This window comes from Planococcus wigleyi (assembly GCF_014836985.1).
Taxonomy (GTDB): Bacteria; Bacillota; Bacilli; order Bacillales_A; family Planococcaceae; genus Planococcus; species Planococcus notacanthi.
The window spans coordinates 84,435-109,837 of record NZ_JACSPU010000007.1; the positions used below are offsets into that span (position 1 = coordinate 84,435).

At 46.2% G+C, this 25,403-nt stretch carries 26 protein-coding genes and 1 riboswitch; of the genes, 20 read left to right on the plus strand and 6 right to left on the minus strand.

Translation table 11 applies throughout. The features are described from left to right. Positions 1–50 precede the first annotated feature (50 nt). The 7 genes from H9630_RS17250 to H9630_RS17280 all read left to right on the plus strand — a co-directional run bounded on the left by H9630_RS17250 (position 51) and on the right by H9630_RS17280 (position 5,486). Positions 51–974 (plus strand): class I SAM-dependent methyltransferase, encoded by a 924-nt coding sequence (locus H9630_RS17250; RefSeq protein WP_191716724.1) that lies wholly within the window; start codon positions 51–53, stop codon positions 972–974. Positions 975–1,047: 73 nt separating this feature from the next. Further along, a complete protein-coding gene (locus tag H9630_RS17255) occupies positions 1,048–1,233 on the plus strand; it encodes a hypothetical protein (RefSeq protein WP_191716725.1) in 186 nt (61 codons plus the stop codon). Positions 1,234–1,368: 135 nt separating this feature from the next. Beyond that, positions 1,369–2,241: a pentapeptide repeat-containing protein gene (locus tag H9630_RS17260; RefSeq protein ID WP_191716726.1), complete on the plus strand. Its 873-nt coding sequence runs from the start codon at positions 1,369–1,371 to the stop codon at positions 2,239–2,241. Positions 2,242–2,269: 28 nt separating this feature from the next. Then, complete coding sequence (locus H9630_RS17265) at positions 2,270–2,791, plus strand: RDD family protein (RefSeq protein WP_191716727.1); 522 nt, start codon at positions 2,270–2,272, stop codon at positions 2,789–2,791. A gap of 311 nt (positions 2,792–3,102) precedes the next feature. Then, complete coding sequence (nhaC, locus tag H9630_RS17270; protein WP_191716728.1) at positions 3,103–4,488, plus strand: Na+/H+ antiporter NhaC; 1,386 nt, start codon at positions 3,103–3,105, stop codon at positions 4,486–4,488. A gap of 141 nt (positions 4,489–4,629) precedes the next feature. Next, a complete protein-coding gene (locus H9630_RS17275; protein WP_191716729.1) occupies positions 4,630–5,049 on the plus strand; it encodes a universal stress protein in 420 nt (139 codons plus the stop codon). 95 nt (positions 5,050–5,144) lie between these two features. Beyond that, on the plus strand, positions 5,145–5,486 hold the full coding sequence (locus tag H9630_RS17280; RefSeq protein ID WP_191716730.1) for a zinc ribbon domain-containing protein YjdM: 342 nt from the start codon (positions 5,145–5,147) through the stop codon (positions 5,484–5,486). A 90-nt stretch (positions 5,487–5,576) separates the two neighbouring features. Here the strand turns inward: H9630_RS17280 and queE are convergent, their stop codons facing one another. From queE to queC, 3 genes are read right to left on the minus strand one after another with little or no spacing between them, the layout of a single operon-like run. Next, entirely contained in the window at positions 5,577–6,284 is a 708-nt protein-coding gene (gene queE / locus H9630_RS17285; RefSeq protein ID WP_191716731.1) for a 7-carboxy-7-deazaguanine synthase QueE, read from the minus strand. Continuing rightward, complete coding sequence (gene queD, locus H9630_RS17290; protein ID WP_191716732.1) at positions 6,281–6,706, minus strand: 6-carboxytetrahydropterin synthase QueD; 426 nt, start codon at positions 6,704–6,706, stop codon at positions 6,281–6,283. The genes queE and queD overlap by 4 nt, the downstream gene beginning before the upstream one ends. Further along, positions 6,703–7,368 carry a 7-cyano-7-deazaguanine synthase QueC gene (queC, locus tag H9630_RS17295; protein ID WP_191716733.1) on the minus strand — a complete coding sequence of 222 codons (666 nt, stop codon included), beginning with the start codon at positions 7,366–7,368 and terminating at the stop codon, positions 6,703–6,705. The genes queD and queC overlap by 4 nt, the downstream gene beginning before the upstream one ends. 6 nt (positions 7,369–7,374) lie before the next feature. Next, a riboswitch (PreQ1 riboswitch) is annotated at positions 7,375–7,418 on the minus strand. Positions 7,419–7,575: 157 nt separating this feature from the next. Between queC and H9630_RS17300 the strand changes: the two genes are divergently transcribed. After that, the gene (locus H9630_RS17300; protein ID WP_191716734.1) at positions 7,576–7,977 is read left to right on the plus strand and encodes a DUF4362 domain-containing protein; all 402 of its coding nucleotides are present in this window, start codon (positions 7,576–7,578) and stop codon (positions 7,975–7,977) included. Positions 7,978–8,067: 90 nt separating this feature from the next. Continuing rightward, positions 8,068–9,006: an NADP-dependent oxidoreductase gene (locus H9630_RS17305; protein ID WP_191716735.1), complete on the plus strand. Its 939-nt coding sequence runs from the start codon at positions 8,068–8,070 to the stop codon at positions 9,004–9,006. 55 nt (positions 9,007–9,061) lie between these two features. On the opposite strand, the gene H9630_RS17310 is transcribed toward H9630_RS17305, so the two are convergent. Beyond that, complete coding sequence (locus tag H9630_RS17310; protein WP_191716736.1) at positions 9,062–9,568, minus strand: universal stress protein; 507 nt, start codon at positions 9,566–9,568, stop codon at positions 9,062–9,064. 249 nt (positions 9,569–9,817) lie between these two features. Here H9630_RS17310 and ald point away from each other — a divergent pair, with 249 nt between their 5' ends. Continuing rightward, positions 9,818–10,936, plus strand: a complete 1,119-nt coding sequence (gene ald, locus H9630_RS17315) for an alanine dehydrogenase (protein ID WP_191716737.1) — start codon at positions 9,818–9,820, stop codon at positions 10,934–10,936. 37 nt (positions 10,937–10,973) lie between these two features. On the opposite strand, the gene H9630_RS17320 is transcribed toward ald, so the two are convergent. After that, positions 10,974–12,071: a M24 family metallopeptidase gene (locus H9630_RS17320; protein ID WP_191716738.1), complete on the minus strand. Its 1,098-nt coding sequence runs from the start codon at positions 12,069–12,071 to the stop codon at positions 10,974–10,976. A 191-nt stretch (positions 12,072–12,262) separates the two neighbouring features. On the opposite strand from H9630_RS17320, the gene H9630_RS17325 reads away from it, so the two are divergent. Together H9630_RS17325 and H9630_RS17330 are read left to right on the plus strand one after the other, a co-directional pair. Next, positions 12,263–12,943 (plus strand): metal-dependent hydrolase, encoded by a 681-nt coding sequence (locus tag H9630_RS17325; RefSeq protein ID WP_191716739.1) that lies wholly within the window; start codon positions 12,263–12,265, stop codon positions 12,941–12,943. A gap of 398 nt (positions 12,944–13,341) precedes the next feature. Beyond that, positions 13,342–14,649 (plus strand): DRTGG domain-containing protein, encoded by a 1,308-nt coding sequence (locus tag H9630_RS17330; RefSeq protein WP_191716740.1) that lies wholly within the window; start codon positions 13,342–13,344, stop codon positions 14,647–14,649. A 93-nt stretch (positions 14,650–14,742) separates the two neighbouring features. On the opposite strand, the gene H9630_RS17335 is transcribed toward H9630_RS17330, so the two are convergent. Continuing rightward, on the minus strand, positions 14,743–15,048 hold the full coding sequence (locus H9630_RS17335) for a YtpI family protein (RefSeq protein ID WP_191716741.1): 306 nt from the start codon (positions 15,046–15,048) through the stop codon (positions 14,743–14,745). Positions 15,049–15,140: 92 nt separating this feature from the next. Here H9630_RS17335 and H9630_RS17340 point away from each other — a divergent pair, with 92 nt between their 5' ends. From H9630_RS17340 to H9630_RS17375, 8 genes are all read left to right on the plus strand, one after another. Then, positions 15,141–16,085 (plus strand): DHH family phosphoesterase, encoded by a 945-nt coding sequence (locus tag H9630_RS17340; RefSeq protein WP_191716742.1) that lies wholly within the window; start codon positions 15,141–15,143, stop codon positions 16,083–16,085. Between the two features lie 18 nt (positions 16,086–16,103). Continuing rightward, a complete protein-coding gene (gene dnaE / locus H9630_RS17345; protein ID WP_225218638.1) occupies positions 16,104–19,160 on the plus strand; it encodes a DNA polymerase III subunit alpha in 3,057 nt (1,018 codons plus the stop codon). 113 nt (positions 19,161–19,273) lie between these two features. Then, complete coding sequence (locus H9630_RS17350; protein ID WP_191716744.1) at positions 19,274–19,924, plus strand: FadR/GntR family transcriptional regulator; 651 nt, start codon at positions 19,274–19,276, stop codon at positions 19,922–19,924. After that, positions 19,908–20,780, plus strand: coding sequence for an acetyl-CoA carboxylase, carboxyltransferase subunit beta (gene accD / locus H9630_RS17355; RefSeq protein ID WP_191716745.1), 873 nt, complete (start codon positions 19,908–19,910; stop codon positions 20,778–20,780). The genes H9630_RS17350 and accD overlap by 17 nt, the downstream gene beginning before the upstream one ends. Next, the gene (gene accA / locus H9630_RS17360; RefSeq protein WP_191716746.1) at positions 20,773–21,741 is read left to right on the plus strand and encodes an acetyl-CoA carboxylase carboxyl transferase subunit alpha; all 969 of its coding nucleotides are present in this window, start codon (positions 20,773–20,775) and stop codon (positions 21,739–21,741) included. The genes accD and accA overlap by 8 nt, the downstream gene beginning before the upstream one ends. 177 nt (positions 21,742–21,918) lie before the next feature. Beyond that, on the plus strand, positions 21,919–22,878 hold the full coding sequence (pfkA, locus tag H9630_RS17365; protein WP_191716747.1) for a 6-phosphofructokinase: 960 nt from the start codon (positions 21,919–21,921) through the stop codon (positions 22,876–22,878). A gap of 22 nt (positions 22,879–22,900) precedes the next feature. Further along, entirely contained in the window at positions 22,901–24,661 is a 1,761-nt protein-coding gene (gene pyk, locus H9630_RS17370; protein WP_191716748.1) for a pyruvate kinase, read from the plus strand. A gap of 81 nt (positions 24,662–24,742) precedes the next feature. Beyond that, entirely contained in the window at positions 24,743–25,129 is a 387-nt protein-coding gene (locus H9630_RS17375) for an FxsA family protein (RefSeq protein WP_191716749.1), read from the plus strand. The last annotated feature ends 274 nt before the right edge of the window (positions 25,130–25,403 follow it).

Consider the following 25,403-nt stretch of genomic DNA (forward strand, 5'->3'; position numbering starts at 1 on the left):
CTAGAAACCCACTCGGGAGAGTGGGTTTCCTTATTGAGGACGGCGAAAGCATGAATTCTATGATGGAAAAGACATTTAATTTTATTGATAATCACACAACGGCTATCCAGAAAGAGCAGGATAATGCTTATTTGGAAAGTCTGTTGACCACTACTGAAAATTGGCTGGACGGCATCATCAAGCCCGAGGAGGGAGCCAGCAAGGAAGACATCCGTAAAGCACTTCAGCTGGCTGTACTTAAAGGCATGAAAGAGCATATTCAGCCGCATCATCAAATGACTCCGGACGCACTTGGGTTATTGGTCGGCTATCTGGTGGAATTATTCGTTAAAAAAGAACAGGCCGTTATTTTGGATCCGGCTGTCGGCACTGGCAATCTGCTGCTGACTGTAATGAATTACTTGGACGGCCGAATGACAGGAGCGGGTGTAGAGCTGGATGACCTGTTGATTCGACTGGCTTCCAATGCCGGCAACCTGGTTGAACAGCCCATCACTTTCTATTTGCAGGATGCGCTGCAGCCTTTATTGATCGACCCGGTGGACGTAGTGGTTTCAGATCTGCCAGTGGGCTATTATCCCGACGAGGAAACAGCAGCAACTTATGAGTTGAAGGCGGATGAAGGCATGTCCTATGCTCACCACCTCTTTATCGAACAATCATTGAAGCATACGGCTGAAGGCGGATATCTGTTTTTTATCGTGCCGAAAGCTTTATTTGAATCAGCGCAGGCGAGCCAATTGCATAGTTTCCTGAAAAAACATGCCCATATCCAGGCTGTCATGGAATTGCCGGAAACCCTGTTCAAGAACTCGGCCCACGCTAAAGGGATTTTGGTTTTGCAGAAAAAGCAAGAAGGCGTCAAAGCACCGAAGGAAGTGCTGTTGGCACGCGTTCCGAATATGTCCAAACCGGAATCCATGTCTAAATTCTTCTCACAGGTTGCAGGTTGGTTTAAAGAAAACAAAGAATAGAGAAGCGTGTTTATGCTATACTTAAGCTATAAAACATCCATATGCACTATTTTAATGAAAAGAGGGATGCGCAATGACTGAGTCAAACGAAGCGCCGAAAAAAGTTAGTTTGCAGGAAGCTGTAAAACGCCAATTGGAAGCTAAAAAAAACCAGGAGTCAGGCAAACAGTCTGGCGGCAACGCTTCACTTTCAACCAAGAAAATGAAGAGCCAGCAATCAAAGAAAGTCAGCAATAACCGCCGTAAAATGGGTACGTAATGAACGGCAAATGACGAAAGGCAAGGGAGTCTATCCTTTGCCTTTTTTCTATGAGGAAAATTCTAGATTAAATTCTTGGTATAGAATGTGTATACTATAGTTGATTGAATATTCGGATATAAGGAGGAAACCGATATGCATGCCAATCTGCAACCTGCCTTTGACTCCAGCACTTTTCAGGCGGACTGTGCCAATTGTTTTGGGCTATGCTGCGTGGCACTGGCCTTTACCGTTTCAGCCGACTTTCCGGTCGACAAGGAAAGGGGCATTGCCTGCAAAAACCTGCAGGATGATTTTCGCTGTGCCATCCATCGGAACTTAAAGCTTTCCGGCTACAGCGGCTGCACAACATTCGATTGTCTTGGGGCTGGACAAAAAGTATCGCAGCAGACATTCGGGGGCATTAGTTGGAAAGACGATCCGAAATCAGCTTCCCAAATGTTTCAAGTACTGCCGATTATGCAGCAGCTCCAGGAAATGCTGCTGTACCTCACCGAGGGAATCGAGCGCTGCACTGATAGGCAGCTACAGGAAACTCTGCAAAACAGCAGACGGGAAACCGATAAATTGACACAAGCATCTGCTGAACAGCTATTGGCTGCAAATCTGCCGAAAATGCGCCGATCCATTAACGAATTGCTTGTGCAAGTCAGTGAACAGGTCCGTCTTGAATCGGGACGTTTAGGCAAAAAACAGCAGAAGAAAAAAGGCCCGGATTACCAGGGAGCGAACTTGATGGGGGAGAAACTTAAGGGACGCGATATAAGAGGCGCGAATTTTAGAGGTGCATACTTGATTGGTGCCGATTTGAGTGATTCCGATTTAAGGAATTCGGATTTTATCGGTGCGGACCTGCGGGATTGCAACTTAAGCGGAGTCGATTTAACAGGCGCTATTTTTCTGACGCAAATGCAAGTAAATTCGGCAAAGGGAGATGCAGACACTTGCTTGCCGCCTCTCTTGTCGAAGCCTGCTCATTGGGAAAGTGCCGGGCGATCTCTGTGGTAACGTGATAGCTAAAAAGAGGAGGGATAGGATGCCTGCAGGATTGTGGCTGCGGTTCCAGGCTTTTGCCGCTGATTATTTATTGATTTTTGGCTACTTGCTGTTGGTGATGGTTGTTTCGCTGTTTTTAATTCCCTCTCTTCAGGAATTATTTCAAGCTTCTCCAGGAAAGGCTCAGCTGACCGGTTTCTTATTGGTCACTTTACCGGTTTCGCTTTATTTTGTTGTTACGGATTCGCGTCTGGGCAGGCAATCATTGGGCAAACGCAAAATCCATATTCAAGTGGTTGATGAAAACCGCCAAGCGATTTCCGTTTCCCGTGCTGTCTTGCGGACTGCATTAAAATTTTTGCCTTGGGAATTGTCCCATTTCATGGCATACCGTATGATTTATTTAGGGGATGGAGCAGTTCAGTTAATGGATTATGTTGTGGGCGGCTTGGTCTACGCATTGATTTTTTTGTATATTCTCATGGCTATATTCACGAAAAACAAACAGTCACTTTATGATTGGATTGCAAAAACCCATGTAGTGAAATCAAATTTTTCCTAAAAAGTATTGACTTGAGGAAGAGAACTGGTAGAATCTATTTCAATATACTTTTAAAAAATCAACTATTGATAAATAAAGCGATCGATGATTTAGTAGGCAATTTGTGTGCAGCAGCAAGAGACTGGATGGCAGGTGTGAATTCAGGCAGCAAATTGGATGAAATACACCATCAGTTGGGATCGTTTCGAAAAGAAGTGGATGTTTTGAACTGTCAAAGCATCAAATTGGGTGGTAACGCGGAGAAAACCTTCGTCCCTTTATGGGGATGAGTGGTTTTCTCTTTTTTTTTATAGGAAAAAGGAGTGTTCAATATGTACCAGATCAAACCGGTGATTACACCGAAATTTGCAGAAGCATTTGCACTGATAGTTATTATTTTTCTGTTGATCAGCATCAGCATCATCCGCTTTGAATCGGTTCCGCATATTCCGATTCTGTTGTCGATTCTATTGCTGTTCGGCTATGGCTTGTTGAAGAAAGTGTCGTACCGGACGCTGGAAAAAGGCTTGGTGGAAGGGGCCGGAGCTGGAATGAGTGCCGTATTCCTGTTTTTCTTTATCGGCATACTTATCAGCAGCTGGATGATCAGCGGAACCATTCCGACACTGATTTTCACGGGATTCACGTTGATTTCCATGACGTTCTTCTACGCCATTGTCTTTATTGTGACTTCATTGATCGGCTTGTCCATCGGCAGTTCCTTGACGACCGTTGCGACAATCGGGGTTGCTTTTATCGGTATGGCGACAGCAATGGATTTGTCATTGGCGATTACAGCAGGAGCGATTGTGTCAGGTGCCTTTTTTGGAGATAAAATGTCACCGTTATCTGATACGACGAATCTGGCTTCCACAATTGTTGGAGTGGACCTGTTTGAACATATTCGCAATATGGGCTGGACAACTATTCCGGCATTTGGCATTACATTAATTTTGTTTGCGTTGCTTTCTCCTGAAACAGCTGGCGCAAGTGTGCAAGACGTAACGCTCTTTAAAGAAGGGCTTAAAACCACCGGGATGATTCACTGGTATACGATTATCCCATTGGCTGTACTGATCATTTCGACACTCATGAAAATACCCGCATTAATGACGCTGGCTTTGAGCTCGATATCCGCTATCTTCATTTCTTTTCTCCATCAGAGTTCGACGGCATCCGAGATTTTTTCAGTACTGTTCAGTGGGTACGTATCCACGACAGGGATTGAAGAAATTGATGCATTGCTGTCCCGCGGCGGAATGGAAAGTATGATGTTCACTGTGGCATTGGTGCTGCTCGCACTCAGCATGGGTGGCTTGTTGTTTACATTGGGCATTGTCCAATGTTTGCTGGCAACTATAGAGAGCTTGCTGAAAAAGGTTTCATCTGTCATTGCTGCTTCTGCTTTAACGGCAATCGGCATCAATGTGCTGATCGGCGAACAATACTTGTCGATATTGTTAACTGGGCAAGCATTTAAAGAACCTTATGACAAAGTAGGGCTGGCGGGGAAAAACCTTAGCCGAGTGATGGAGGATGCAGGGACCGTGGTCAATCCACTCGTACCCTGGAGCGTCTGTGGAATCTTTATTACAGGGGTCATCGGTGTTTCGACGCTTGATTATCTTCCTTTCGCCTTCTTTTGCCTCTTGTCTCCATTATTGACTGTGCTGTTTGGTTTTACAGGAAAAACCTTGACGTACAAGCAAGCTAAATAAAATAGAAAAGCAGGAACAGGTGATGCTTAGGCTCATCTGTTTTTATTTCAGTAGAGGGAATTTCGAAAGGGAGTCGAATAGTACTCGTAACAGACTATTTTGCCGCCATGCCTCGGAAAAACAGTCGAAGGAGTGGATAAAATGTATCAATCTTTTTTATTAGCCGTAGACGGTTCGGAGAATTCCATGCGGGCTGGCAAACAAGCCGCACAACTGGCATCTCTGATAAAAGGTGTGGAAGTGACGGTGTTATATGTTTCGGATTTCAACGAAGACAGCAACGAAGAAGTGCATGATGGCGGTTCGATTGAGTTTGAACTGTCGCGTAAGAAAAAAATCCAGCCTGTCAGAGAATCATTGGAGCATGAAAATATCTATTATAAAACGGAAATCATGCATGGCCGGCCGGCGCCAGTCATCATCGAGCTGGCTAATGACGGCAATTTTGATTTGGTGGTCATCGGCAGCAGAGGGTTGAATCCGATTTCTGAAATGGTTTTAGGGAGCGTCAGCCATAAAGTCTTAAATCATGTGCATTGTCCAGTTCTCGTCGTGAAATAAGGCAGACCGGTCAGCATTCGATTCTGGTATACTGGAGAAAATGATCGGTCTGCCAGTTGCTTGAGATACTGCAAGACCAGCTGGAGGAAAAATCAATGGAAAATTTACCGAATTGTCCCGAATGCAACTCTGAGTATACGTATGAAGATGGCCGCTTGCTGGTATGTCCGGAATGCGCTCACGAGTGGAGCCTTGTAGCTGAGGCTGAAAACGCGGAAGCAGAACAGCTTGTTAAAGATGCCAATGGCACGCTTCTGAAAGATGGAGACGCGGTTACTGTCATCAAAGATTTGAAAGTCAAAGGCAGTTCTTCTACTTTGAAGATTGGCACTAAAGTAAAGAGTATCCGTTTGGTAGAAGGCGACCATAACATCGATTGCAAAATTGATGGTTTTGGCGCAATGAAGCTGAAATCGGAATTCGTCAAAAAAGCGTAACGTGAAAAGACCCCGTGCAAACTTAGCGAAAAGTTTGCACGGGGTCTTTCGATTATAAAGAAACTAACAGATATTCTACTCGGCCAACTGTCATACGCCGCGTTTATTGCCCCAAACCAACGTGTGCAATTGAGGCAATACCTTCACGTCGTTCATAACGGAAGAGCGTACATGGTAATCGATCAATTGCTCGTACCGCTGCAGCAAATCGGCGACCAGCTGCGTGTCATCCGTTGTCGCTGTGTCTTCATTGCCGGTCTGAAGAAAGAACGGAACAGCTGGATAACGCTGATGAAGATTTTCTGCATAGGCAAAATCATCCTGGTCGAATACAACGACTTTCAAACTGACATTGGCGTTTTGCAGTTTGTCGATAAAGAAATCCAATTTGGCAAAATCCGTCGACATGCCTGAGCTGGGTGGTTTAGGTGATAATGTGATGTCATCGATTGCTGCCAGCCAGTCTTGCCAAATAGAGGCCTGTGTCTCAACAGCAACTTTCCAGCCCTGCTGGTGGCAAAGATCGACCAATTCAGCTATGCCCTTGTGGAGTGCAGGATTGCCTCCGGAAATGGTGACGTGTGAAAATGCCTTGCCGCCTATGCGGATCAATTCTTCAATAATTTCTCCAGGCTGCTTGGAAGTGCTGGTGCCTGTGCCATCCCAAGTGAATTTTGAATCACACCAAGAGCAGGAATAGTCGCATCCAGCGGTGCGCACGAACATGGTTTTTTGCCCCATGACCATGCCTTCTCCCTGTATAGTCGGACCAAAGATTTCCATGACGGGAATTCTCATGACAGGTCCTCCTTGCGCGGCCGGTAGACCACATAGCTTGTCGGCGTTTCGCGGACAATGACCTGCAGGCAGTCGGGCCGGTTGCTTTTCGTTTTCAGCACATGCTGAATGGACTGCCAAACCTGCTGGGCAAGCAATTCAGTAGTGGGAAATTTAGTTGCAAATTCAGGATGATCATTCAAGACACTGTGGTCGTATTTTTTATGAATCAATTCTTTCAGTAATTTAAAGTCAATCAGGAAACCGGTAGCGTCAAGCTCATTGCCGGCAATGGTAATGTTCAGGTGGTAAGTATGGCCGTGCATCATCCGGCATTTTCCGGCATCTTCGCTGGGAATAAAATGTGCTGCAGAGAAATGCAGGTCTTTATTGAGTTCGAATTGAAAGTTATGCGTAGCTGTCGGATAAAATTGCTGCATCATACGATTGTACCTGCCGATTTTTTCGTTTGATAACGGGCGAGCCCTTCGTTGCGCAATTGACAGGCAGGGCAATCTCCGCAGCCGGTGCTCGGAATGCCGTTATAGCAGGTCAGTGTTTTCTCCTGGACAAACTCAAATGCATCAAGTGTATCGGAGAGCTCCCAGACTTCGGACTTATCCAGCCACATCAACGGCGTGTGGATAATGAATTGCTTGTCCATGGCCAAATTCAATGTGACATTCAACGAACGGATAAAAGTATCGCGGCAATCGGGATAGCCGCTGAAATCCGTTTGGCTGACACCGGTGATCAAATGCCGTGAACCGATGGCATCTGCATAAACCGCTGCAAACGACAGGAATAAGTGGTTTCTGCCTGGCACAAAAGTGGAAGGCAGTTGCCCTTCTTCATCGGTGACTTCAATATCATCACGCGTCAATGCATTCGCGGATAATTGATTGATCAAAGTCATATCCAATACTTTGAAAGAGACGCCGAGTTCTTCTGCGATTTTTCGTGCACATTCAATTTCAGCTGAATGGCGCTGGCCATAATCGAATGTGACCGTGGCCACTTCCTTAAAATTCTTGATGGCCCAAAACAGACAAGTGGTGCTGTCCTGGCCGCCGCTGAAAACAACGACTGCTTTTTCATTTTTCATCTGTAACACTCCTTAGTTTTTTAGAGAGGGAGTTTGCGAACCTCTTTGAACGAACAGTTTTAATGATACCATATTGTGCACTAAAGGAAACAATTGACAGAAAGCTTGCGTAGTTACCAGAGAAATGTGTATCAGAAAACCGGCCAATGAAGAGACCTGTAATTTTTCAATACGCAATGCGTCTAATCTGCAATGGGAGGTGTAGAGATGAAACGAATCGCTTTACTGGTGTTGATAGCAGCAACAGCAGTTGCCTGCAACCGGGAATCGTTTGAAGAAGGAGATATCATCGAAGATGCTCAAGGCGAAATCACGAACGGGGAGCGCCTGTATGAGTTTTATGAACACACGGAAAATGGAGAAGAAGATGCCGTAAGAGTGATCAGCTACACGACAGAAGGTGATCCCATCTATCATGATCTGCATTTTGATGGCAACAAAATTGAGTCCGTAGAAAATAATAGAGAAGATCAGTTCAGTTCTGAAGAAGTTGTCATCAGACAATGCGAATCAATCCTGATTCTGACTTCCGAAACTGAAGCGATATATGTTCTGCGGGAATGTGACCCTGAATCCGGATGGGATACCATTCTGCACGAAACCTGGTAAGACGCTTTACCACCAAATATCACCAAGTTTTTTATGAGTAATTTTTCTGTATAAGGGTATATTTGATAATAACGGAAGGAGAGATGTGAGATGAAAGCAATCGTCATTGACAGTTACGGCGGCAAAGAACAATTAAAGGAACAGCAAGTGGATAAACCGGCAATTACGGACAATCAGGTTCTGGTGGAGATCCATGCTACTTCCATCAACCCGATTGACTGGAAATTGCGTGAAGGATATTTGAAAGAGATGCTGCCTTGGGAGTTTCCAATTATTTTAGGTTGGGATGCAGCAGGCACCATTGCTGAAGTTGGCAAAGACGTAAAGCACTTTAAAGTGGGCGACCGTGTTTTCGCAAGACCTGCAACTACGCGTCAAGGAACCTATGCAGAATATGTGCCTGTGGATGAAGACTTGCTTGCGCATATGCCGGAAAGTATGACATTCGAAGAGGGGGCCGCAATTCCGTTGACGGGATTGACAGCTTACCAATGTCTTGTGGACTTTGCAGAAGTGAAAAAAGGCGACAAAGTGCTGATCCATGCGGGAGCCGGCGGTGTCGGCAGTATGGCCATTCAAATTGCCAACAGCATCGGTGCTTATGTGGCGACAACGGCCAGCGATAAAAACGATGAATTGGTTAAATCTTTGGGAGCCAATCGGGTCATCAACTACCGTGAAGAAGATTTCAGCGAGCTGCTGGAAGATTTCGACGCAGTATTGGATACGATGGGCGGCGAAGTTCTCGATAAAAGCTTTAAGGTCCTGAAAAAAGGTGGGAAATTGATCTCCATTGCTGGACAGCCTTCTGCTGAAAAAGCGGAGCAACACGAAGTGAAGGCCAGTGACTTTTGGCTGGAACCGAGTGGAGAGCAATTAAAAAAGTTAGCAAACCTTTATGTATCTGGCGAATTGAAGCCTACAATCGGTGAAGTATTTGAATTTACTGAACGAGGTTTGCAAGATGCACATGAGTTAAGTGAATCTCATCATGCCAGAGGAAAAATAATCATCAAAATAAAAGCTTAATAAAACGAAAGAGCCTCTCACAAAATTATGTGAGAGGCTTTTTTCGTCTGTTATTTTAGAAGTTTTCAGGTTTACCTGATTTGTCTTCTGAATAATATTCATCGGGAGCATCGTTTTGGGCTTCTTCTGTACGGACGACCAAAACATCGCATTTTGCAGAACGGACAATGTGTTCAGATACGCTTCCGATTAAGAAACGTTCAACTGCATTTAATCCGGTAGCACCACAGACGATAAGGTCTGCTTCCACTTTTTGAGCCAACTCTCTTGAAATCATTGTTTTTGGAGAACCATAATCAACAACAATATTCACTTTTTGAACCCCGCCTGCTAAAGCTTCTTTCTTATAATCTTCCAGCAGGTCTTCGGCGAATTTTTGGGCGCGGTCGGCGATGGAGCGGTCATATGCTTCAATTGCTGCAAATGAGCGGGTGTCGATTACGTTCACCAAATTTAATGTGGCATTGTTCCGCTCAGCTATGCCGACCGATTTTTTGAATGCCCATTCCGCTTCTTTTGACCCGTCTACTGCTACAAGAATCTGACTATACTTTAATGTCATCCTACATTCCTCCTTTGTCTCTACTTATACCATTCGCTATAACTGCAAGAGTTCCTTCTAAATTGAAGTTAATTTTACTGATATTTGTCAAATTAAAGACGGTGATGAGTCCTTCTGGTAAAAGCATCAGAAAGGAGGGCAGCTGATATGACAGCGGAAACAAGTGAAGTCTGATAGAATAAAGTAGATATCAGAATAAACAATCTATTGTACCGGATTAAACTACTTAAAATGATGGAGGGTTTCGAAATGCGAATTGGTGTACCGAAAGAAGTAAAGAACAATGAAAACAGAATAGCCATGACACCGGCCGGCGTAGTCAATCTTGAAGTTCATGGGCATGATGTATTTATTCAGTCGGGCGCTGGTCTGGGTTCCGGTTTTACCGATGAAGATTACAGTGCAGCTGGTGCGAAAATTGTTGAAACAGCGGACGAAGCCTGGGCACAGGAAATGGTCATGAAAGTAAAAGAACCCGTCCAGGAAGAGTACCGTTATTTCCGGGAAGGACTGATTCTGTTCACCTATCTGCATCTAGCGCCTGAAAAAGAGTTGACTCAGGCATTGCTGGAAGCTAAAGTGACAGGCATTGCGTACGAAACGGTGCAGTTGCCCAACAATTCCTTGCCGTTGCTGACACCAATGAGTGAAGTGGCAGGCCGGATGTCCACGCAGATCGGAGCTCAGTTCCTCGAGAAGATACACGGCGGTGCAGGGATTCTGCTAGGCGGTATTCCCGGCGTCGGCCGAGGGAATGTTGCCATAATCGGTGCAGGTGTAGCGGGAACCAACGCTGCAAAAGTAGCCGTTGGAATGGGGGCGAATGTGACGATCCTGGATTTGAATCCCGATCGCTTGCGTCAATTGGATGACCAGTTCGGTCAGGATGTACAGACCTTGATGTCCAATCCGCTGAATATTGCAGAATCCGTGAAAAAGGCGGATTTGGTTATTGGAGCTGTTTTGATTCCGGGGGCGAAAGCACCTAAATTGGTGACAGAAGACATGATCAAATCCATGAACCCAGGTTCCGTGGTTGTTGATATCGCGATTGACCAAGGCGGAATTTTTGAAACCAGTGATCGCATCACGACCCACGATGAACCGACCTATGTGAAACATGGAGTCGTTCATTATGCAGTCGCGAATATGCCCGGTGCTGTTCCCAGAACTTCGACAATTGGTTTGACGAACGTCACAGTACCCTACGCGGTGCAGATTGCGAATAAAGGATTTGCACAGGCAATCCTCGAAAACGAAGCTTTGAAAAAAGGAGTCAATACACTAGCAGGCCATGTTACGTATCAGGCAGTGGCTGCTGATCAGGGGCTGGAATATAAGTCAGTCGACGATGTATTGGGACAATAAAAAAGGGCATCGGAGAAATCCGTTGCCCTTTTTATAATTAATTTGTAATGATCTGAAGTTCTTTCGGGTATTTCGTTAATACTTCATAGCCGTCTTCTGTGACCGCCACATCATCTTCAATGCGAACGCCGACTGTGCCCGGAACGTAAATGCCGGGTTCCAAGGTAAAGACCATCCCTTTTTCCATCTTCATCGGGTTCGCCCCGTGGATAGAAGGGAATTCATGCACCGAAATGCCGAGGCCATGTCCCAGGCGGTGCGTGAAATAATCACCATACCCAGCGTCCGTAATGACCTTGCGTGAAATCTGGTCGAGTTCAGCTGCGGTAACACCTGGCTTGACGGCTTCGAGTGCGGCCGTTTCAGCTTTCAAGACAATCTCATATACTTTTTTCTGCTCTTCGCCTGGTTCACCAAGTGCCAATGTGCGGGTGATGTCCGAACAATAGCCTTTATGGACAACGCCAAGGTCGAATAAAACCAAATCACCATTCTGCAGTTTCCGGTCACCGGTTTTGCCGTGAGGCGACGCGGCCTTATCTCCAGCCAACACGGTCGTATCGAAAGACATATGGGTTACGCCGCGTTTTTTCAAAGCCAATTCAATTTCAGTCATCACTTCAACTTCGGTGATGCCTTCTTTAATTGTTTTGGCCGCAACTTCGATGGCATAATCAGCCAAGGCTGCCGCTTCACGCAGAATCTGAAGTTCTGCATTGTCTTTGATGACCCGCATAGCATTCAGCTGATCATCCAGTTGGACAATTTGGAGTGAGCCGAATAATGAAAGAATGGCATCGTAACGGTCAACCGTCATATGCGCTTTTTCGATTGCCAATGCCTTCACTTCAACTCCACGCGATTGGACGGTGTTGAACAGGATTTCCATAGAGTTCTGTGTATCTTCGTGCCCGATGATTTCGCCCGTCCATCCTGCATTTTTTGCGTCGGGCATTTCCATTTTCGGACAGATCAGAAACGGCTCAGCTTCAGCGAAGACCATGACACCCAGCAGGCGTTCATGCGGGTTGCTTTGGAAACCGCTGACGTAAAAGACGTTGTAAGGATCGGTGATGAACGCCGCATCGATTGATTGTTCCTTTAAATAATTCTGTAATTGCTTGATTTTGGTCATATGTATTCCTCCTCTATATGTGTAGCATATCAAAAATCAGGGTATAAAACAGCTATGTGAGTTGGATTAACCAGCGCTTCACCATTCAATCAGCCCGAAAACAGGATGAAGACATTTTGTCAGCTTTTATCAGAAAGAACCAGTTCAGCTCTTATATCCATCATTATTTAAAAACTTTTTGGAGGGATTTCATGAACATCTCATATCACGGACATTCCATTGTAAAAATCAAAACGGGTGAGCACACGATTTTAATCGACCCGTTCATCAACGGCAACGAATTGACAGACTTGAAAGTAGGGGATGAAAAACCCACGGCGATTTTATTGACGCATGCACATAACGACCATGTTGGAGATACTGTGGAATTGGCAAAAAGCAATAATGCACAAGTTGTGGCGCCAGTTGAGTTGGCTAATTATTTGGGCAGCCAGGGAGTGAATGCTGCTGGAATGAATCTGGGCGGCGCCCATGAATTTGATTTTGGCGTAGTGAAATTCACAAAAGCATTTCATAGTTCTTCCTATACTACTGAAGAAGGCGAAGTGGTATACGGCGGTATGCCAGCCGGAATCCTCTTTAAGGCTGAAGGCAAGACAGTTTACCATGCAGGCGATACCGAAGTTTTCGGTGACATGAAAATTCTTGGGGAACGCAATGAAATTGATGTAGCGTTTGTGCCCATCGGCGATTTTTTCACTATGGGACCGGAAGATGCAGCGTATGCGGTTGAATTGTTAAAACCGAAAGTAGTGGTGCCGATCCATTACAATACATTCCCGCCAATCAAACAAGATCCGGAGCATTTCAAGTCACTGGTAAAAGATGCAGAAGTGAATATTCTGAAGCCAGGTGGCAGCATCGAATTATAGCGATCTAGAAACCCGAAGAGCGGAGGCTTTTCGGGTTTCAGTTTTTATGAGCGGTTTTTCTTACGTCCTCTCTTGCATTGGCTCCGTCCACTTTTCTATTGTCCAGTTGCGGCGATCAGCCCTTCTGGTCATAAGCCTGCCCAGCTGTGCGGCTGAAGAGACGCCGCTTCGCCGGTCTGTCTTATGCCGATCAGGGCTAACATGATCACCTCCACTTTTCGATTTGTACATTTGCGACGGGCTGGCCCTCGGGACGTAAGCCACTCAGACCGTGCGGCTGGAAAAACGCCGCTCAGCCAGATCGTCTTACGCCTGTCAGACCAGAACGCCCGTCTCCACTTTTCTCTTAATTATGCTACACTATAATGTACAGCTACGTAGAAAGAATGGGTGAAATCATGGCGACTAAACATGAACAGATATTGGATTATATTGAGACTTTAGCGGTTGGGGAGAAAATTTCCGTACGGCGCATTGCGAAAGATCTGCAGGTCAGTGAAGGTACTGCTTACCGGGCTATCAAAGAAGCGGAGACGAAACGATTGGTGTCGACGATTGAACGTGTCGGAACCATTCGCATCGAACGCAAGAAAAAAGAGAACATTGAGCGGCTGACCTATGCTGAAATCGTCAATATTGTCGATGGCCAAGTATTGGGCGGCAGAGCCGGATTGCATAAATCCCTCAATAAATTCGTTATTGGGGCTATGCAACTGGAAGACATGATGCGCTATACCGAAGCCGGCAATCTGCTGATTGTCGGAAATCGTTACAAAGCACATGAATATGCATTGCGAGCCGGAGCGGCAGTACTTGTGACAGGCGGGTTTGAAGCATCTGAAGGGGTGAAAAAACTGGCGGATGAATTTGAACTGCCGGTCATTTCGACAAGCTATGATACCTTTACTGTAGCGACCATGATCAACCGTGCCATTTACGATCAATTGATCAAAAAAGAAATTCTATTGATTGAAGATATTTTGATTCCGTTGGAAGTGACGGCACATTTGAATGTAAAAGATCCGATCAGCCGTTACCATGATTTGAATGAAGAAACGACCCATGGCGGTTTTCCGGTCGTCGATCATTCCAATAAACTGGTGGGAATCATCACATCAAGAGATGTTATCGGCCATCAGCCGACGGATTTGGTTGAAAAAGCGATGACCAAAGATCCAATCACAGTTTCGATGCAAACCAGTGTGGCCGCTGCTGGGCACCGTATGATTTGGGAAGGCATCGATTTACTGCCGGTCGCAGATGACCACGGCAAATTAAAAGGGGTCATCAGCAGGCAGGATGTCCTGAAAGCGATTCAAACCGCCCAACGCCAGCCGCAGCAAGGCGAAACGATCGATGACATCATCAAAAGCCAGCTGCATCAGCAGACGGGCGATAAATTGATGTTGGAATTCCGGGTAACGCCGCAAATGACCAATGCTTATGGCTCGATTTCCCATGGTGCCTATACGATGATCTTGACGGAAGCGGCAGGAGCGGCGCTGAAAACCAAAAACCGAAAAGACAGTGTGTTGGAAAACATGTCTGTTTATTTCCTGAAGCCGGTCCAATTGGATACCTTGGTATTCGTCAAACCCCAGATTCTCGACATCAGCCGAAAATCGGCCAAAGTAGAAGTGGAAGTTTCCCTGGAAAATGAAATCGTCGGCAAAGCCATTTTGACTTTCCAATTGTTGGACCGTTGAGATAAGTGAATTCCATCCATGAAAAAAGGCAGCAGGAACACTCGATGATCGAGTGCATCTGCTGCCTGAACATCCTTCAGGAGAAAAAAGGGCTTACGGGTTCAAGTCCGCTTCTTCCTCCAGGAATGTTTGGTAATGGCGTGCTGCTTTGTAATTGTAATACACAAGCGCTAAGCCAAGGACGATGAAAATAGCTGAGACGATGTAGGTGACCGTGCTCTGGAAAACGAATAGCTGATTAATGCCGAATAAAGTGACAAAACTGCCCAAAGCCATGGATGCGCGTGCTGCGTACCATTTTTTGCGTATCGGCAAAACGGAGCGGGTGCGGAATTGCTTGGTTTTGTTATAAAAATAAACGACAAATGATACAATGATTAAAACAACGAATATTAACATAGGGACCTCCTGAATTCCAAAACTCATTTTCATTGTACTGAGAATTGAGCAAAATTGCGAATGGATTTCCTTATAAATGGAGGAACTCGGAAATGAACAGTCAAATCATCGACACAATTAAACAATACAGTACCATCATCATTCACCGCCATGTGCGTCCAGACCCGGATGCCTATGGGTCACAGCTTGGCCTGAAATATATTTTGGAATACAATTATCCGGACAAACGCATCCTGGCTGCCGGCACCCATGATTACACAATGGACTTCCTGGACTTTCCTGATCTGGTAGAAGATCAGGATTTTGAAGGCGCATTGGTGATCGTGACCGATACGGCGAATACGGAGCGTGTGGACGATCAGCGCTACAAGACGGGTGCCAAGCTCATTAAAATCGATCACCACCCGAATGATGATGCTTACGGCGACATTGTTTCCGTTGATACGACCGCAAGTTCCGCTTCTGAATTGATCTACGAGTTATTTACATATGGCCGTGACCACGAGGGCTGGACGATGACGGCAAAAGCAGCCCGTCTGCTGTATGCAGGAATTATTGGAGACACGGGACGTTTCCTGTTCCCAAGTACGACACAAAAAACATTTGCGGTTGCAGGCGAACTTATCAAATACGATTTTGACCGCAACGCATTGCATAACGGCATGTATGAAATGGACCGCAAATTATTGCATTTGCAGGGCTATATGTACCAGAATTTCAAAATGGATGAAAACGGTGCGGCCCATGTTAAAATCACCAAGGATATTCTCAAGGAATTTGACGTAACGGCAACCGACACCTCTTTGCTGGTCGGATCGCTCGGCAATGTAAAAGGCATGAAAGCGTGGGTCATCTTGATTGAAGAAGACACTGAAATCCGTGTACGCCTGCGCTCGAAAGGGCCGATCATCAATACACTAGCGAAGGAATTCGGAGGCGGAGGACATCCGTTGGCATCCGGTGCAACTGCTTATTCATGGCAGGAAGCTGACCAGGTTATCGCACGCCTTGCCGAAATCTGTGCTGCTGCAAACTAAGGAGGGAGTCGGTTGTCAATGGTTTATCCGCATATAAGCACATCGGCTGATTTGCTGAAAAGCACGGTACGCCTTGACGAACTTTTCCCGTATCTGAAGGAACAAGGAGCCGCTTCAGCCGCAATCGTCAACACCAAATTATATGGTATTCTTCCTTTTTGGGAAGCATGCCGCCGTGCCGGCATCCATGGGGTGGTCGGCCTTTCGGCGGCTATCGAATACGAAGAGCAATCCTATCCGGTCGTTTTATATGCCCAATCGAATAAAGGCTACGGCAATTTGCTGAAAATCTCCAGTGCCTTGTCGACAAGAGACAAAGAGGCCATCCCTGAGCAATGGCTCAAAGCCTATCGAGAAGGGTTGATTTGTGTTATTCCCAATAAAACAGAATGGTTATTGACCGACCGCAGCCTGGTATTTGAATACGTTAAGCATTTATTCGGCTCAGCAGCTTTTGGAAGCATTGAACGGCCAGGCGGAATAACATCGGAACATGAACCTGCATTTGTCGGCATCTGCGAAAATATGGGCTTACCGATTATCGCTTCACAGGAAAGCCGTTACCTGCACCAACAAGATGCATTTGCCTATGAAGTGGCATCGGCCATTGGCCAGAGCTTGAAGATGGAAGATCCGGAAAGAAAGAAACCTGAGCACACCAATGCCTATGTGCCGAGCCGACAAGAGTTCGAGTCCTGGTTCGCTGACCGTCCGGAATGGTTCCAGCGAACAGCGGATGTCTTGAAAAGCTGCCAGTTGACGATTCCGATGAACCGCCAACTGCTGCCAGTCTTCCCATTGCCGAAAGAAACCGACAAAGCGGCTTTTATTGCAGAGTTGTGCAAATCGGGATTGGCTGAACGGGTCCCCGGCTATTCACGGGACTATCAGGACCGATTGGATTATGAGTTGTCTGTGATTGGAACGATGGGATTTATCGATTATTTCCTCATTGTTTCGGATTTCATGAAATATGCAAAAGACCAGGGCATCATGACAGGCCCTGGGCGTGGATCTTCGGCCAGTTCGCTTGTGGCGTATTCACTGAAAATCACAGATGTGGATCCTCTCGAACACGGCTTGCTGTTTGAACGCTTCTTGAATCCAGAACGCGTAACGCTGCCCGATATCGATATTGATTTTGCGGATCACAGACGGCACGAAGTAGTGGAATATGTAGCGGAAAAATATGGAGCGGTCCGAACCGCCCAAATTATCACATTCGGCACCTTATCGGCAAAAGCCGTTGCCCGTGATACAGCCCGCGTGTTCGGTTTTGAAGCTGAAGAGCTGGATGCGATTTCGAAAATGATTCCGAATCGTCCAGGCACTACGCTCCGGTTGGCCCTCAAAGAATCGCAGACTTTGGAGAGCTGGATCATGGAGCGGGAAGAGCGCAAAACTTGGTTCAAGACAGCACTGAAATTGGAAGGGCTGCCGCGCCATGCTTCAACCCATGCAGCAGGAGTGATTTTAAGTCCATCGCCGCTGGTTGACCATGTCCCGATTGAAAAAGGGCATGAAGGCATTTATTTGACGCAATGGCCTATGCAGGAACTGGAAGCGATCGGCTTACTGAAAATGGACTTTTTGGGTCTGCGCAATTTAACGATCCTGGAACAAATCCGCAACTTGATTTATTGGGATACGAAAAAACGGCTAGACTACCGGAATATTCCGCTGACGGATGCTGAAACGTTCAAGCTGCTGGCTGCTGGCGATACAACCGGTGTCTTCCAATTGGAATCCGAGGGCATGCGCGGGGCGCTCCGTCAAATTAAACCCACGGCATTCGGTGACATCGTCGCAGTAAATGCTTTGTTCCGGCCAGGCCCAATGGAATTCATTCCGTTATATGCGAGACGGAAACACAAGCAGGAAACTGTGAAATATGTCCACCCGATTCTGGAACCCATTTTAAGCGAAACTTATGGCGTCATCGTTTATCAGGAACAGATTATGCACATTGCAGCGAAGATGGCCGGCTTTTCTTTGGGAGAAGCCGACTTGTTGCGGCGTGCAGTCAGCAAAAAGAAACGCGAGATTTTAGACCAAGAACGTGCGCATTTTGCCCGTGGAGCCAAAGCGAAAGGTTTTACAGAAGCGGAAGCATCAGAAGTCTACGATTTGATTGTCCGTTTCGCGGATTACGGTTTTCCAAAAAGCCATGCCGTCGCCTACAGCATCATTTCCTATCAGCTGAGCTATGTGAAGACCCATTATCCGGTTCATTTCTATACCGGGTTGTTGGGCAACAGCGCGGGGAATGCGGATAAAACGAGACAGTTGCTGCAGGAAATCAAAGATAATAAAATTCCATTGCTGCCGCCTTCTGTTCAGCAAAGCCGCCATTCCTTTTCTGTAGAAGACGGCAAGATCCGGATTGGGTTGAATGCGGTAAAAGGAGTCCCGGGAACAACGATCAAAGCGTTGCTAGCCGCAAGAGAAGATGGGCCGTTCAGCAGCCTGTTCAATATTGCCGAACGGATTTCAGCCTTGCATTTCAACAGGAAATCGTTTGAACCCTTGATCAAAGCAGGAGCTTTGGATGACTTTGGGTATGACCGCAGTGTTTTGCTGGCATCGCTGGATAGCGCCATCAAACATGCTGAACTGGTTAAGCCGAATGAAGACCCCGGCCTATTTGATGATATGGGGTCGAGCTTCATGAAACCGAAATACACCAAAGCAACGGAACTCCCGGAAAGTCTGAAACTCGATTACGAAAAAGAAGTGCTGGGCTTTTATTTGTCTAAGCATCCGGTTGAACGGGAAAAAGAAGAAAGGCAGAAATCCTATAATGAACTGAAATCACTTCATACAAAACGGGACCGTGAATCGGTTAGGGTACTTGGAATGGTGGAAGATATTAAACGGATCCGGACAAAAAAAGGAGATGCTATGGCATTTGTGACCTTAGTGGATGAAACTGGTCCAGCTTCTGTCACATTGTTTCCAGTAGAATATGCCAAATACAACCTTCTTCTTGAGTCCCATGCCATCCTCGAAATTCAGGGGCAAGTCGAAAACCGCAACCATAAAACAGCGATTATCTGCAAGAATATAGAAACCTGACTGCTTTTCTAAAAGAAAAGCAGTTTTTTCTTTACGTAGCCATATTTTTTTTGTAAGGTATAGAATATGAGTGGTCAGACCACTTTCAAAAAAATGGGAACTGAGGAACTGTCATGAATCAAACTAAACGGTATTTGGATATAGTCAGGGACATTCGTGATATGATCCGGCAGGAAAAAATCAAGCCGGGTGACCGCATTCCATCTGAAAGGGAATTGGCCGAAACCATGCAAGTAGGTCGCTCAACGCTGCGGGAAGCATTGCGCAGTTTGGAATTGCTTGGGTTGATCGAAACGCGCAGAGGTGAAGGTACATTTCTGTCTGACCATCGCAACCATACATTGGTTGAGGTGTTGTCGACGTTCGTCCTGCAGGACAATCAGTCGCATAAAGATGTCTGGGAAACGCGCTTGCTCCATGAAGTGGCTGCGATCCAGACGATTTGCCAAAATGAAGCAGCCAGCCAAATGAAGGTCTGGGACAGTTTTCGGCTGCACCTTAAACACGACAGCTTTCAGCGAGAAGACTTTGTCCGTGAACTGATGGTGCTGTCGGGCAATCGATTGTCATTGAAAATCTGGTTTCTATTAAAGCAATACAGCGGAAATCCATATGATGGAACTGTCACTTCTGATGAAATTGAACACATGAACCATATACTTACTGCAATTGAGCAGCAAGATGCAGAGACGGCCGTTCGGGAGTTTCGGGCCTGGGATGAATGGCTACAAAAGGAGAGAATACGCAATGGCAATGATTCGTGATATTTTTAAACGCAATAAAGACAGCAAAGAGGCGACCATACCTACGAAATCTGCAAAGGATGTCCCAGAAGGCTTGATGACTAAATGTCCTTCCTGCAAAGAAATTACATTGACGAAGGATTTAGATAAAAATAATAAGGTTTGTCCAAAATGCGACCATCATTTTAAGATGACTGCTTATGAACGTGTCAATAGTTTGCTGGATGCCGGAAGCTTCGAATCGATGGACGATCATTTAAAATCGGAAAACCCACTCGGCTTTCCTGGCTATACAGAAAAAGTCCAGGCAGACAGTGAAAAAACCGGTTTGAATGAAGCGGTCTTGACTGGTACCGGCCAGCTGTTTGGCCATCCGATTGTAGTAGCGATTATGGATTCCCATTTCCGGATGGGTTCTATGGGGTCGGTTGTTGGAGAGAAGATTACGCGTGCCATTGAAGCAGCTACTGAGCGCAAATTGCCTTTTATCATTTTTACAGCGAGCGGTGGAGCACGTATGCAAGAAGGCGTTCTGTCGTTGATGCAGATGGCAAAAACCAGTGTGGCTTTGAAACGCCACAGCAACGAAGGCCTGCTTTTTGTCTCAGTTCTGACGCATCCGACAACAGGCGGCGTTTCCGCAAGTTTTGCATCAGTGGGGGATATCAATATCGCTGAACCAAAAGCATTGATCGGTTTTGCAGGACGCCGGGTTATTGAACAGACCGTGCGCGAGAAATTGCCGGAAGACTTTCAGACTGCTGAATTTTTACTGGCCCACGGACAACTGGATGCAGTCGTTCACCGGGCGTCAATGAAAGATACGCTGGCGACGATTGTGCGTCTCCACACGAAAGGAGCCGTGACCAATGGCTAAGAAAAACGGAAAAAAAACAATGCCTTTTGAAGAACCGCTTATTCAGCTGAGAACAAAAATCTCAGAGCTGAAGGAGTATACAGCGAATGCCGAAGTTGATTTGAGTTCGGAAATCAAGTCTCTGGAAGACAGGTTCTCCAAGCTTGAAGAAGAGATATACGAAAACATGAAACCTTGGGACCGTGTCCAAGTGGCTCGCCATCCGGAACGGCCGACTACTCTCGACTATATCCCATTGATTTTTAATGACTTTATCGAATTGCATGGCGATCGCCTTTACGGGGACGATGAAGCGATCGTCAGTGGAATCGCTTCTTTTCACGGCCAGCCGGTTACGATTATCGGCCATCAGCGCGGCAAAGATACGAAAGAGAACGTCAGACGGAATTTCGGCATGCCGCATCCTGAAGGCTACCGGAAAGCCTTGCGCCTGATGAAGCAGGCAGAAAAATTTAAGCGTCCGATCATTTGCCTGATTGACACGAAAGGCGCCTATCCGGGCAAAGCAGCTGAAGAGCGGGGGCAAAGCGAAGCGATTGCGCGCAACCTCGTGGAAATGGCCGGGCTGGAAGTTCCTGTCCTGTCTATTGTCATCGGTGAAGGCGGAAGCGGTGGCGCATTGGCATTAGGCGTCGGCAACCAGATCTTGATGCTGGAAAACTCGACCTTCTCAGTCATCTCGCCTGAAGGAGCGGCATCGATTTTATGGAAAGACTCGGCCCTTGCACAAACAGCGGCCGAAGCCATGAAAATCACTGCACCCGACTTGTTGGAAATGAAGATAATTGAACACATGATTCCAGAAGTGCGCGGTGGTGCACATCATGACCCGCAGCGGCAAGCAGCGATTATTTCAGAGGCGATCCGTCGTTCCCTTGCGGAATTGAATGGCATGACCGCTGAAGAACTGATTGACCAGCGCTACCGGAAGTTCAAATCGATCGGTGTTTTCAGTGAATGATGAAGAATCGCTTCGGCGGTTCTTTTTGTTTTCGGGAAAATCGGCTCACCCGATTTTCAAAATAGATTTGGCTTTTGCAACAAAATCTTAACATGCCGGAAGGCTATTCAGGACTGACAGCGACGCTTTGGCGTGGTAAGGTAAACAGAGTAAATGGACTGCAGGAGGGGTATAACAATGAAGAAAATTGGAGTGTTAACAAGCGGAGGAGATTCGCCGGGCATGAATGCAGCTGTTCGGGCAGTTGTCCGTAAAGGGATTTTCCATGGCATTGAAGTAGCTGGGGTTTATTCCGGATATCAGGGCTTGATCGAAGGCACCATCAAAAAGCTGGAAGCAGGAGATGTGGGAGACATTATCCAGCGTGGCGGAACAAAGTTATATTCCGCACGCTGCGATGAGTTTCGCACCGAAGAAGGCCAATTAAAAGCAATTGAAAACATGCGCAAAGAAGGTCTTGAAGGATTAGTGGTCATTGGCGGTGACGGTTCTTACCGCGGAGCAATGGCATTGACCGAAAGAGGCTTCCCATGCGTCGGCGTTCCTGGAACCATCGACAATGATATCCCAGGAACCGACTACACCATTGGATTTGATACGGCATTGAATACCGTCATTGAAGCGATTGATAAAATCCGTGACACAGCTACAAGCCACGAACGGACATTCATCGTTGAAGTGATGGGGCGGGATGCCGGCGATTTGGCATTGTGGGCCGGTTTGGCCGGTGGTGCAGAAACCATCCTCATTCCGGAAGACACTTATGATATCGAAGACATGGTCGATCGTCTCCAAAAAGGCCGCAACCGAGGCAAGCGCCATAGCATCATCATTGTGGCTGAAGGGGTCATGGGCGGCAACGAACTGGCTGAGCTCATTAAAGAAAAAGCGGATATTGAAACACGCGTTTCGGTGCTTGGCCATATTCAACGCGGTGGATCTCCGACTGCCCGAGACCGTGTTCTTGGCAGTTTGTTCGGCGCACGGGCAGTGGAAGTTTTGCTTGCCGGTGCTGGAGGGCGAGCTATTGGCATGAAAAATCATCAGGTGGTAGACTATGATATGACAGAAGCATTCACTGCTGAGCATAATGCTGATATGAGTTTATATACCTTATCTAAAGAATTGGCAATTTAATATGGTAAATGGAGTGAGTTTATTGAGAAAAACGAAAATCGTCTGCACAATCGGACCCGCAAGTGAATCACCTGAACTACTAGAACGTTTAATTGAAGCGGGCATGAACGTCGCCCGTTTGAACTTTTCACACGGCAACCATGAAGAGCATGCATTGCGTATCAAACGGATCCGTGAAGCGGCAGATAAAGCCGGTAAAATTGTCGGCATCCTGCTGGATACAAAAGGGCCGGAAATCCGTACGCATCAAATGGAGAATGATTCAATCGAATTGGTAACTGGCCAAAAAATCGAAATCTCCATGACGGAAGTATTGGGAACACCTGAAAGATTCTCTATTACTTATGATCAATTGATTGAAGATGTAGATGCTGGATCTATCATTTTGCTTGATGATGGACTGATTGAACTGCGTGTGGAGAGCCTTGATAAAGAAAATGGCATTATTCATACAGTAGTTGAAAATGCCGGAACTTTGAAAACCAAAAAAGGCGTCAATGTTCCAGGAGTTTCAGTTCAATTGCCAGGAATCACTGAGAAAGATGCTCAGGATATTTTATTCGGTATTGAACAAGGAGTCGACTTTGTAGCTGCTTCTTTTGTCAGAAACGCTGCGGCTGTCTTAGACATCAGAGGGCTTCTTGAGAAAAATGGCGGAGCTCATATCCAAATCATCCCGAAAATCGAAAACCAGGAAGGCGTCGACAACATTGATGAAATCATCATGGTATCTGATGGCCTGATGGTGGCGCGTGGAGATCTTGGTGTGGAAATTCCAGCTGAAGAAGTTCCATTGGTTCAGAAGTCATTGATCGATAAATGCAACAGCGCTGGAAAACCGGTCATTACAGCGACACAGATGCTCGATTCCATGCAGCGCAACCCGCGCCCGACACGTGCAGAAGCAAGTGATGTAGCCAATGCAATTTTTGATGGCACAGACGCTATTATGTTGTCAGGTGAAACGGCAGCCGGGCTGTATCCAATCGAATCTGTTGAAACAATGCATCGCATCGCAGAAACAACGGAAGCGGCACTGAATTATAAACAAATTGTCTCAACCAGAAGAAAAGAAAAAGAGTCGAATATGACTGAAGCAATTGGACAGGCAGTTGCCTACACTGCACTGAACTTGAAAGTTCAGGCAATCATTGCACCGACGGAAAGCGGAACAACTGCTAAAATGATTTCCAAATACCGTCCGGGAGCGCCTATCATTGCTGTCACGTCTTCCGATATACCTGCTCGTAAGTTAACATTGGTTTGGGGCGTTCAGCCAATCGTCGGGTCGTCTGTTGAATCGACGGATGAATTGCTGGAAAAAGCTGTGGATGAAAGTTTGAAACACGGCTATGTCAAACACGGTGATCTTGTCGTCATTACGGCGGGCGTTCCAGTCGGGCAAGCCGGAACGACCAACTTGATGAAAGTGCATGTAATCGGCGATATCCTTGCAAAAGGACAGGGAATCGGCAAAACAGTCGCTTTCGGTGAAACTGTTGTGGTCAAAAACGCAGAAGAAGCGCTGGCAGTCGATGTAGAAGGCAAAATCATTGTTACGATCGGCAGCGACCGCGACATGATGCCGGCTATTAATAAATGTGCTGGCCTCATTACAGAAGAAGGCGGATTGACGAGCCATGCCGCAGTTGTCGGTTTGAGCCTTGGCATTCCGGTAATCGTTGGTGTCAAAGAAGCAACTTCATTGATTAAGAACAACTATGATATTACAATGGATGCGGAAACCGGCATAGTTTATCATGGCCACGCGAGTGTCCTTTAAGTAATAGAGAATCAGTTAGCAGGGAGTTTTGCTCTCCGTTAAAGCATCAAAGGAAAGTAAAGAAGAAGGAGGCCGGTCAACATGATGAAATGGATTTTCTTGGCCTTGATCATAGTACCGACTTTGGAATTGGCTTTGCTGATTTGGGCTGGAGGCAAGCTCGGATTCTTTGCAACAATGGCAATCATTGTGGCGACCGGCTTGCTTGGCGCTTTTCTTGCTAAAAAGCAAGGTCTAAAAGCATTAAAGGATATCCAGGATGGCATGAATAGTTTTCAAGCTCCTGGGGATCAATTATTGAATGCGGCATTCATTCTGGTGGGCGGTATTTTGTTGCTGACACCGGGCTTCATTTCTGATGCAGTCGGGTTTACGATGCTTTTCAGCCCCACTCAGAAAATGTATAAGCCATTCATTTACCGAATAATCCACAAAAAAATGAAAAATACCCGGGTTATCGTTGGATAATACCGGGTATTTCCATGGATTTTGAAAGGAAATTTAAATTCTATAAGCGTTTCCATTCACAAATTCTACAAAGTTGATTATAATGGCTAAGTAAGGGAATAAAAACAGAAGTTCATAAACGCAGATGAGACATCATTCTGCATTTTTTTTTGGAATGATGAATCAAACTGAAGAAGGAGCGATTTAAATGACATCGTCAAAAGGTTTAGAAGGTGTAGTAGCAACCCAATCCGCGATCAGCTCGATCATTGATGACACACTTACATATGTCGGC

Bases quoted from the DNA above. Each gene is read 5' to 3' on its own strand.
- H9630_RS17250 (WP_191716724.1), top strand. From the start codon at position 51: ATGAATTCTATGATGGAAAAGACATTTAATTTTATTGATAATCACACA.
- H9630_RS17255 (WP_191716725.1), top strand. From the start codon at position 1,048: ATGACTGAGTCAAACGAAGCGCCGAAAAAAGTTAGTTTGCAGGAAGCT.
- H9630_RS17260 (WP_191716726.1), top strand. From the start codon at position 1,369: ATGCATGCCAATCTGCAACCTGCCTTTGACTCCAGCACTTTTCAGGCG.
- H9630_RS17265 (WP_191716727.1), top strand. From the start codon at position 2,270: ATGCCTGCAGGATTGTGGCTGCGGTTCCAGGCTTTTGCCGCTGATTAT.
- nhaC (WP_191716728.1), top strand. From the start codon at position 3,103: ATGTACCAGATCAAACCGGTGATTACACCGAAATTTGCAGAAGCATTT.
- H9630_RS17275 (WP_191716729.1), top strand. From the start codon at position 4,630: ATGTATCAATCTTTTTTATTAGCCGTAGACGGTTCGGAGAATTCCATG.
- H9630_RS17280 (WP_191716730.1), top strand. From the start codon at position 5,145: ATGGAAAATTTACCGAATTGTCCCGAATGCAACTCTGAGTATACGTAT.
- queE (WP_191716731.1), bottom strand. From the start codon at position 6,284: ATGAGAATTCCCGTCATGGAAATCTTTGGTCCGACTATACAGGGAGAA.
- queD (WP_191716732.1), bottom strand. From the start codon at position 6,706: ATGATGCAGCAATTTTATCCGACAGCTACGCATAACTTTCAATTCGAA.
- queC (WP_191716733.1), bottom strand. From the start codon at position 7,368: ATGAAAAATGAAAAAGCAGTCGTTGTTTTCAGCGGCGGCCAGGACAGC.
- H9630_RS17300 (WP_191716734.1), top strand. From the start codon at position 7,576: ATGAAACGAATCGCTTTACTGGTGTTGATAGCAGCAACAGCAGTTGCC.
- H9630_RS17305 (WP_191716735.1), top strand. From the start codon at position 8,068: ATGAAAGCAATCGTCATTGACAGTTACGGCGGCAAAGAACAATTAAAG.
- H9630_RS17310 (WP_191716736.1), bottom strand. From the start codon at position 9,568: ATGACATTAAAGTATAGTCAGATTCTTGTAGCAGTAGACGGGTCAAAA.
- ald (WP_191716737.1), top strand. From the start codon at position 9,818: ATGCGAATTGGTGTACCGAAAGAAGTAAAGAACAATGAAAACAGAATA.
- H9630_RS17320 (WP_191716738.1), bottom strand. From the start codon at position 12,071: ATGACCAAAATCAAGCAATTACAGAATTATTTAAAGGAACAATCAATC.
- H9630_RS17325 (WP_191716739.1), top strand. From the start codon at position 12,263: ATGAACATCTCATATCACGGACATTCCATTGTAAAAATCAAAACGGGT.
- H9630_RS17330 (WP_191716740.1), top strand. From the start codon at position 13,342: ATGGCGACTAAACATGAACAGATATTGGATTATATTGAGACTTTAGCG.
- H9630_RS17335 (WP_191716741.1), bottom strand. From the start codon at position 15,048: ATGTTAATATTCGTTGTTTTAATCATTGTATCATTTGTCGTTTATTTT.
- H9630_RS17340 (WP_191716742.1), top strand. From the start codon at position 15,141: ATGAACAGTCAAATCATCGACACAATTAAACAATACAGTACCATCATC.
- dnaE (WP_225218638.1), top strand. From the start codon at position 16,104: ATGGTTTATCCGCATATAAGCACATCGGCTGATTTGCTGAAAAGCACG.
- H9630_RS17350 (WP_191716744.1), top strand. From the start codon at position 19,274: ATGAATCAAACTAAACGGTATTTGGATATAGTCAGGGACATTCGTGAT.
- accD (WP_191716745.1), top strand. From the start codon at position 19,908: ATGGCAATGATTCGTGATATTTTTAAACGCAATAAAGACAGCAAAGAG.
- accA (WP_191716746.1), top strand. From the start codon at position 20,773: ATGGCTAAGAAAAACGGAAAAAAAACAATGCCTTTTGAAGAACCGCTT.
- pfkA (WP_191716747.1), top strand. From the start codon at position 21,919: ATGAAGAAAATTGGAGTGTTAACAAGCGGAGGAGATTCGCCGGGCATG.
- H9630_RS17375 (WP_191716749.1), top strand. From the start codon at position 24,743: ATGATGAAATGGATTTTCTTGGCCTTGATCATAGTACCGACTTTGGAA.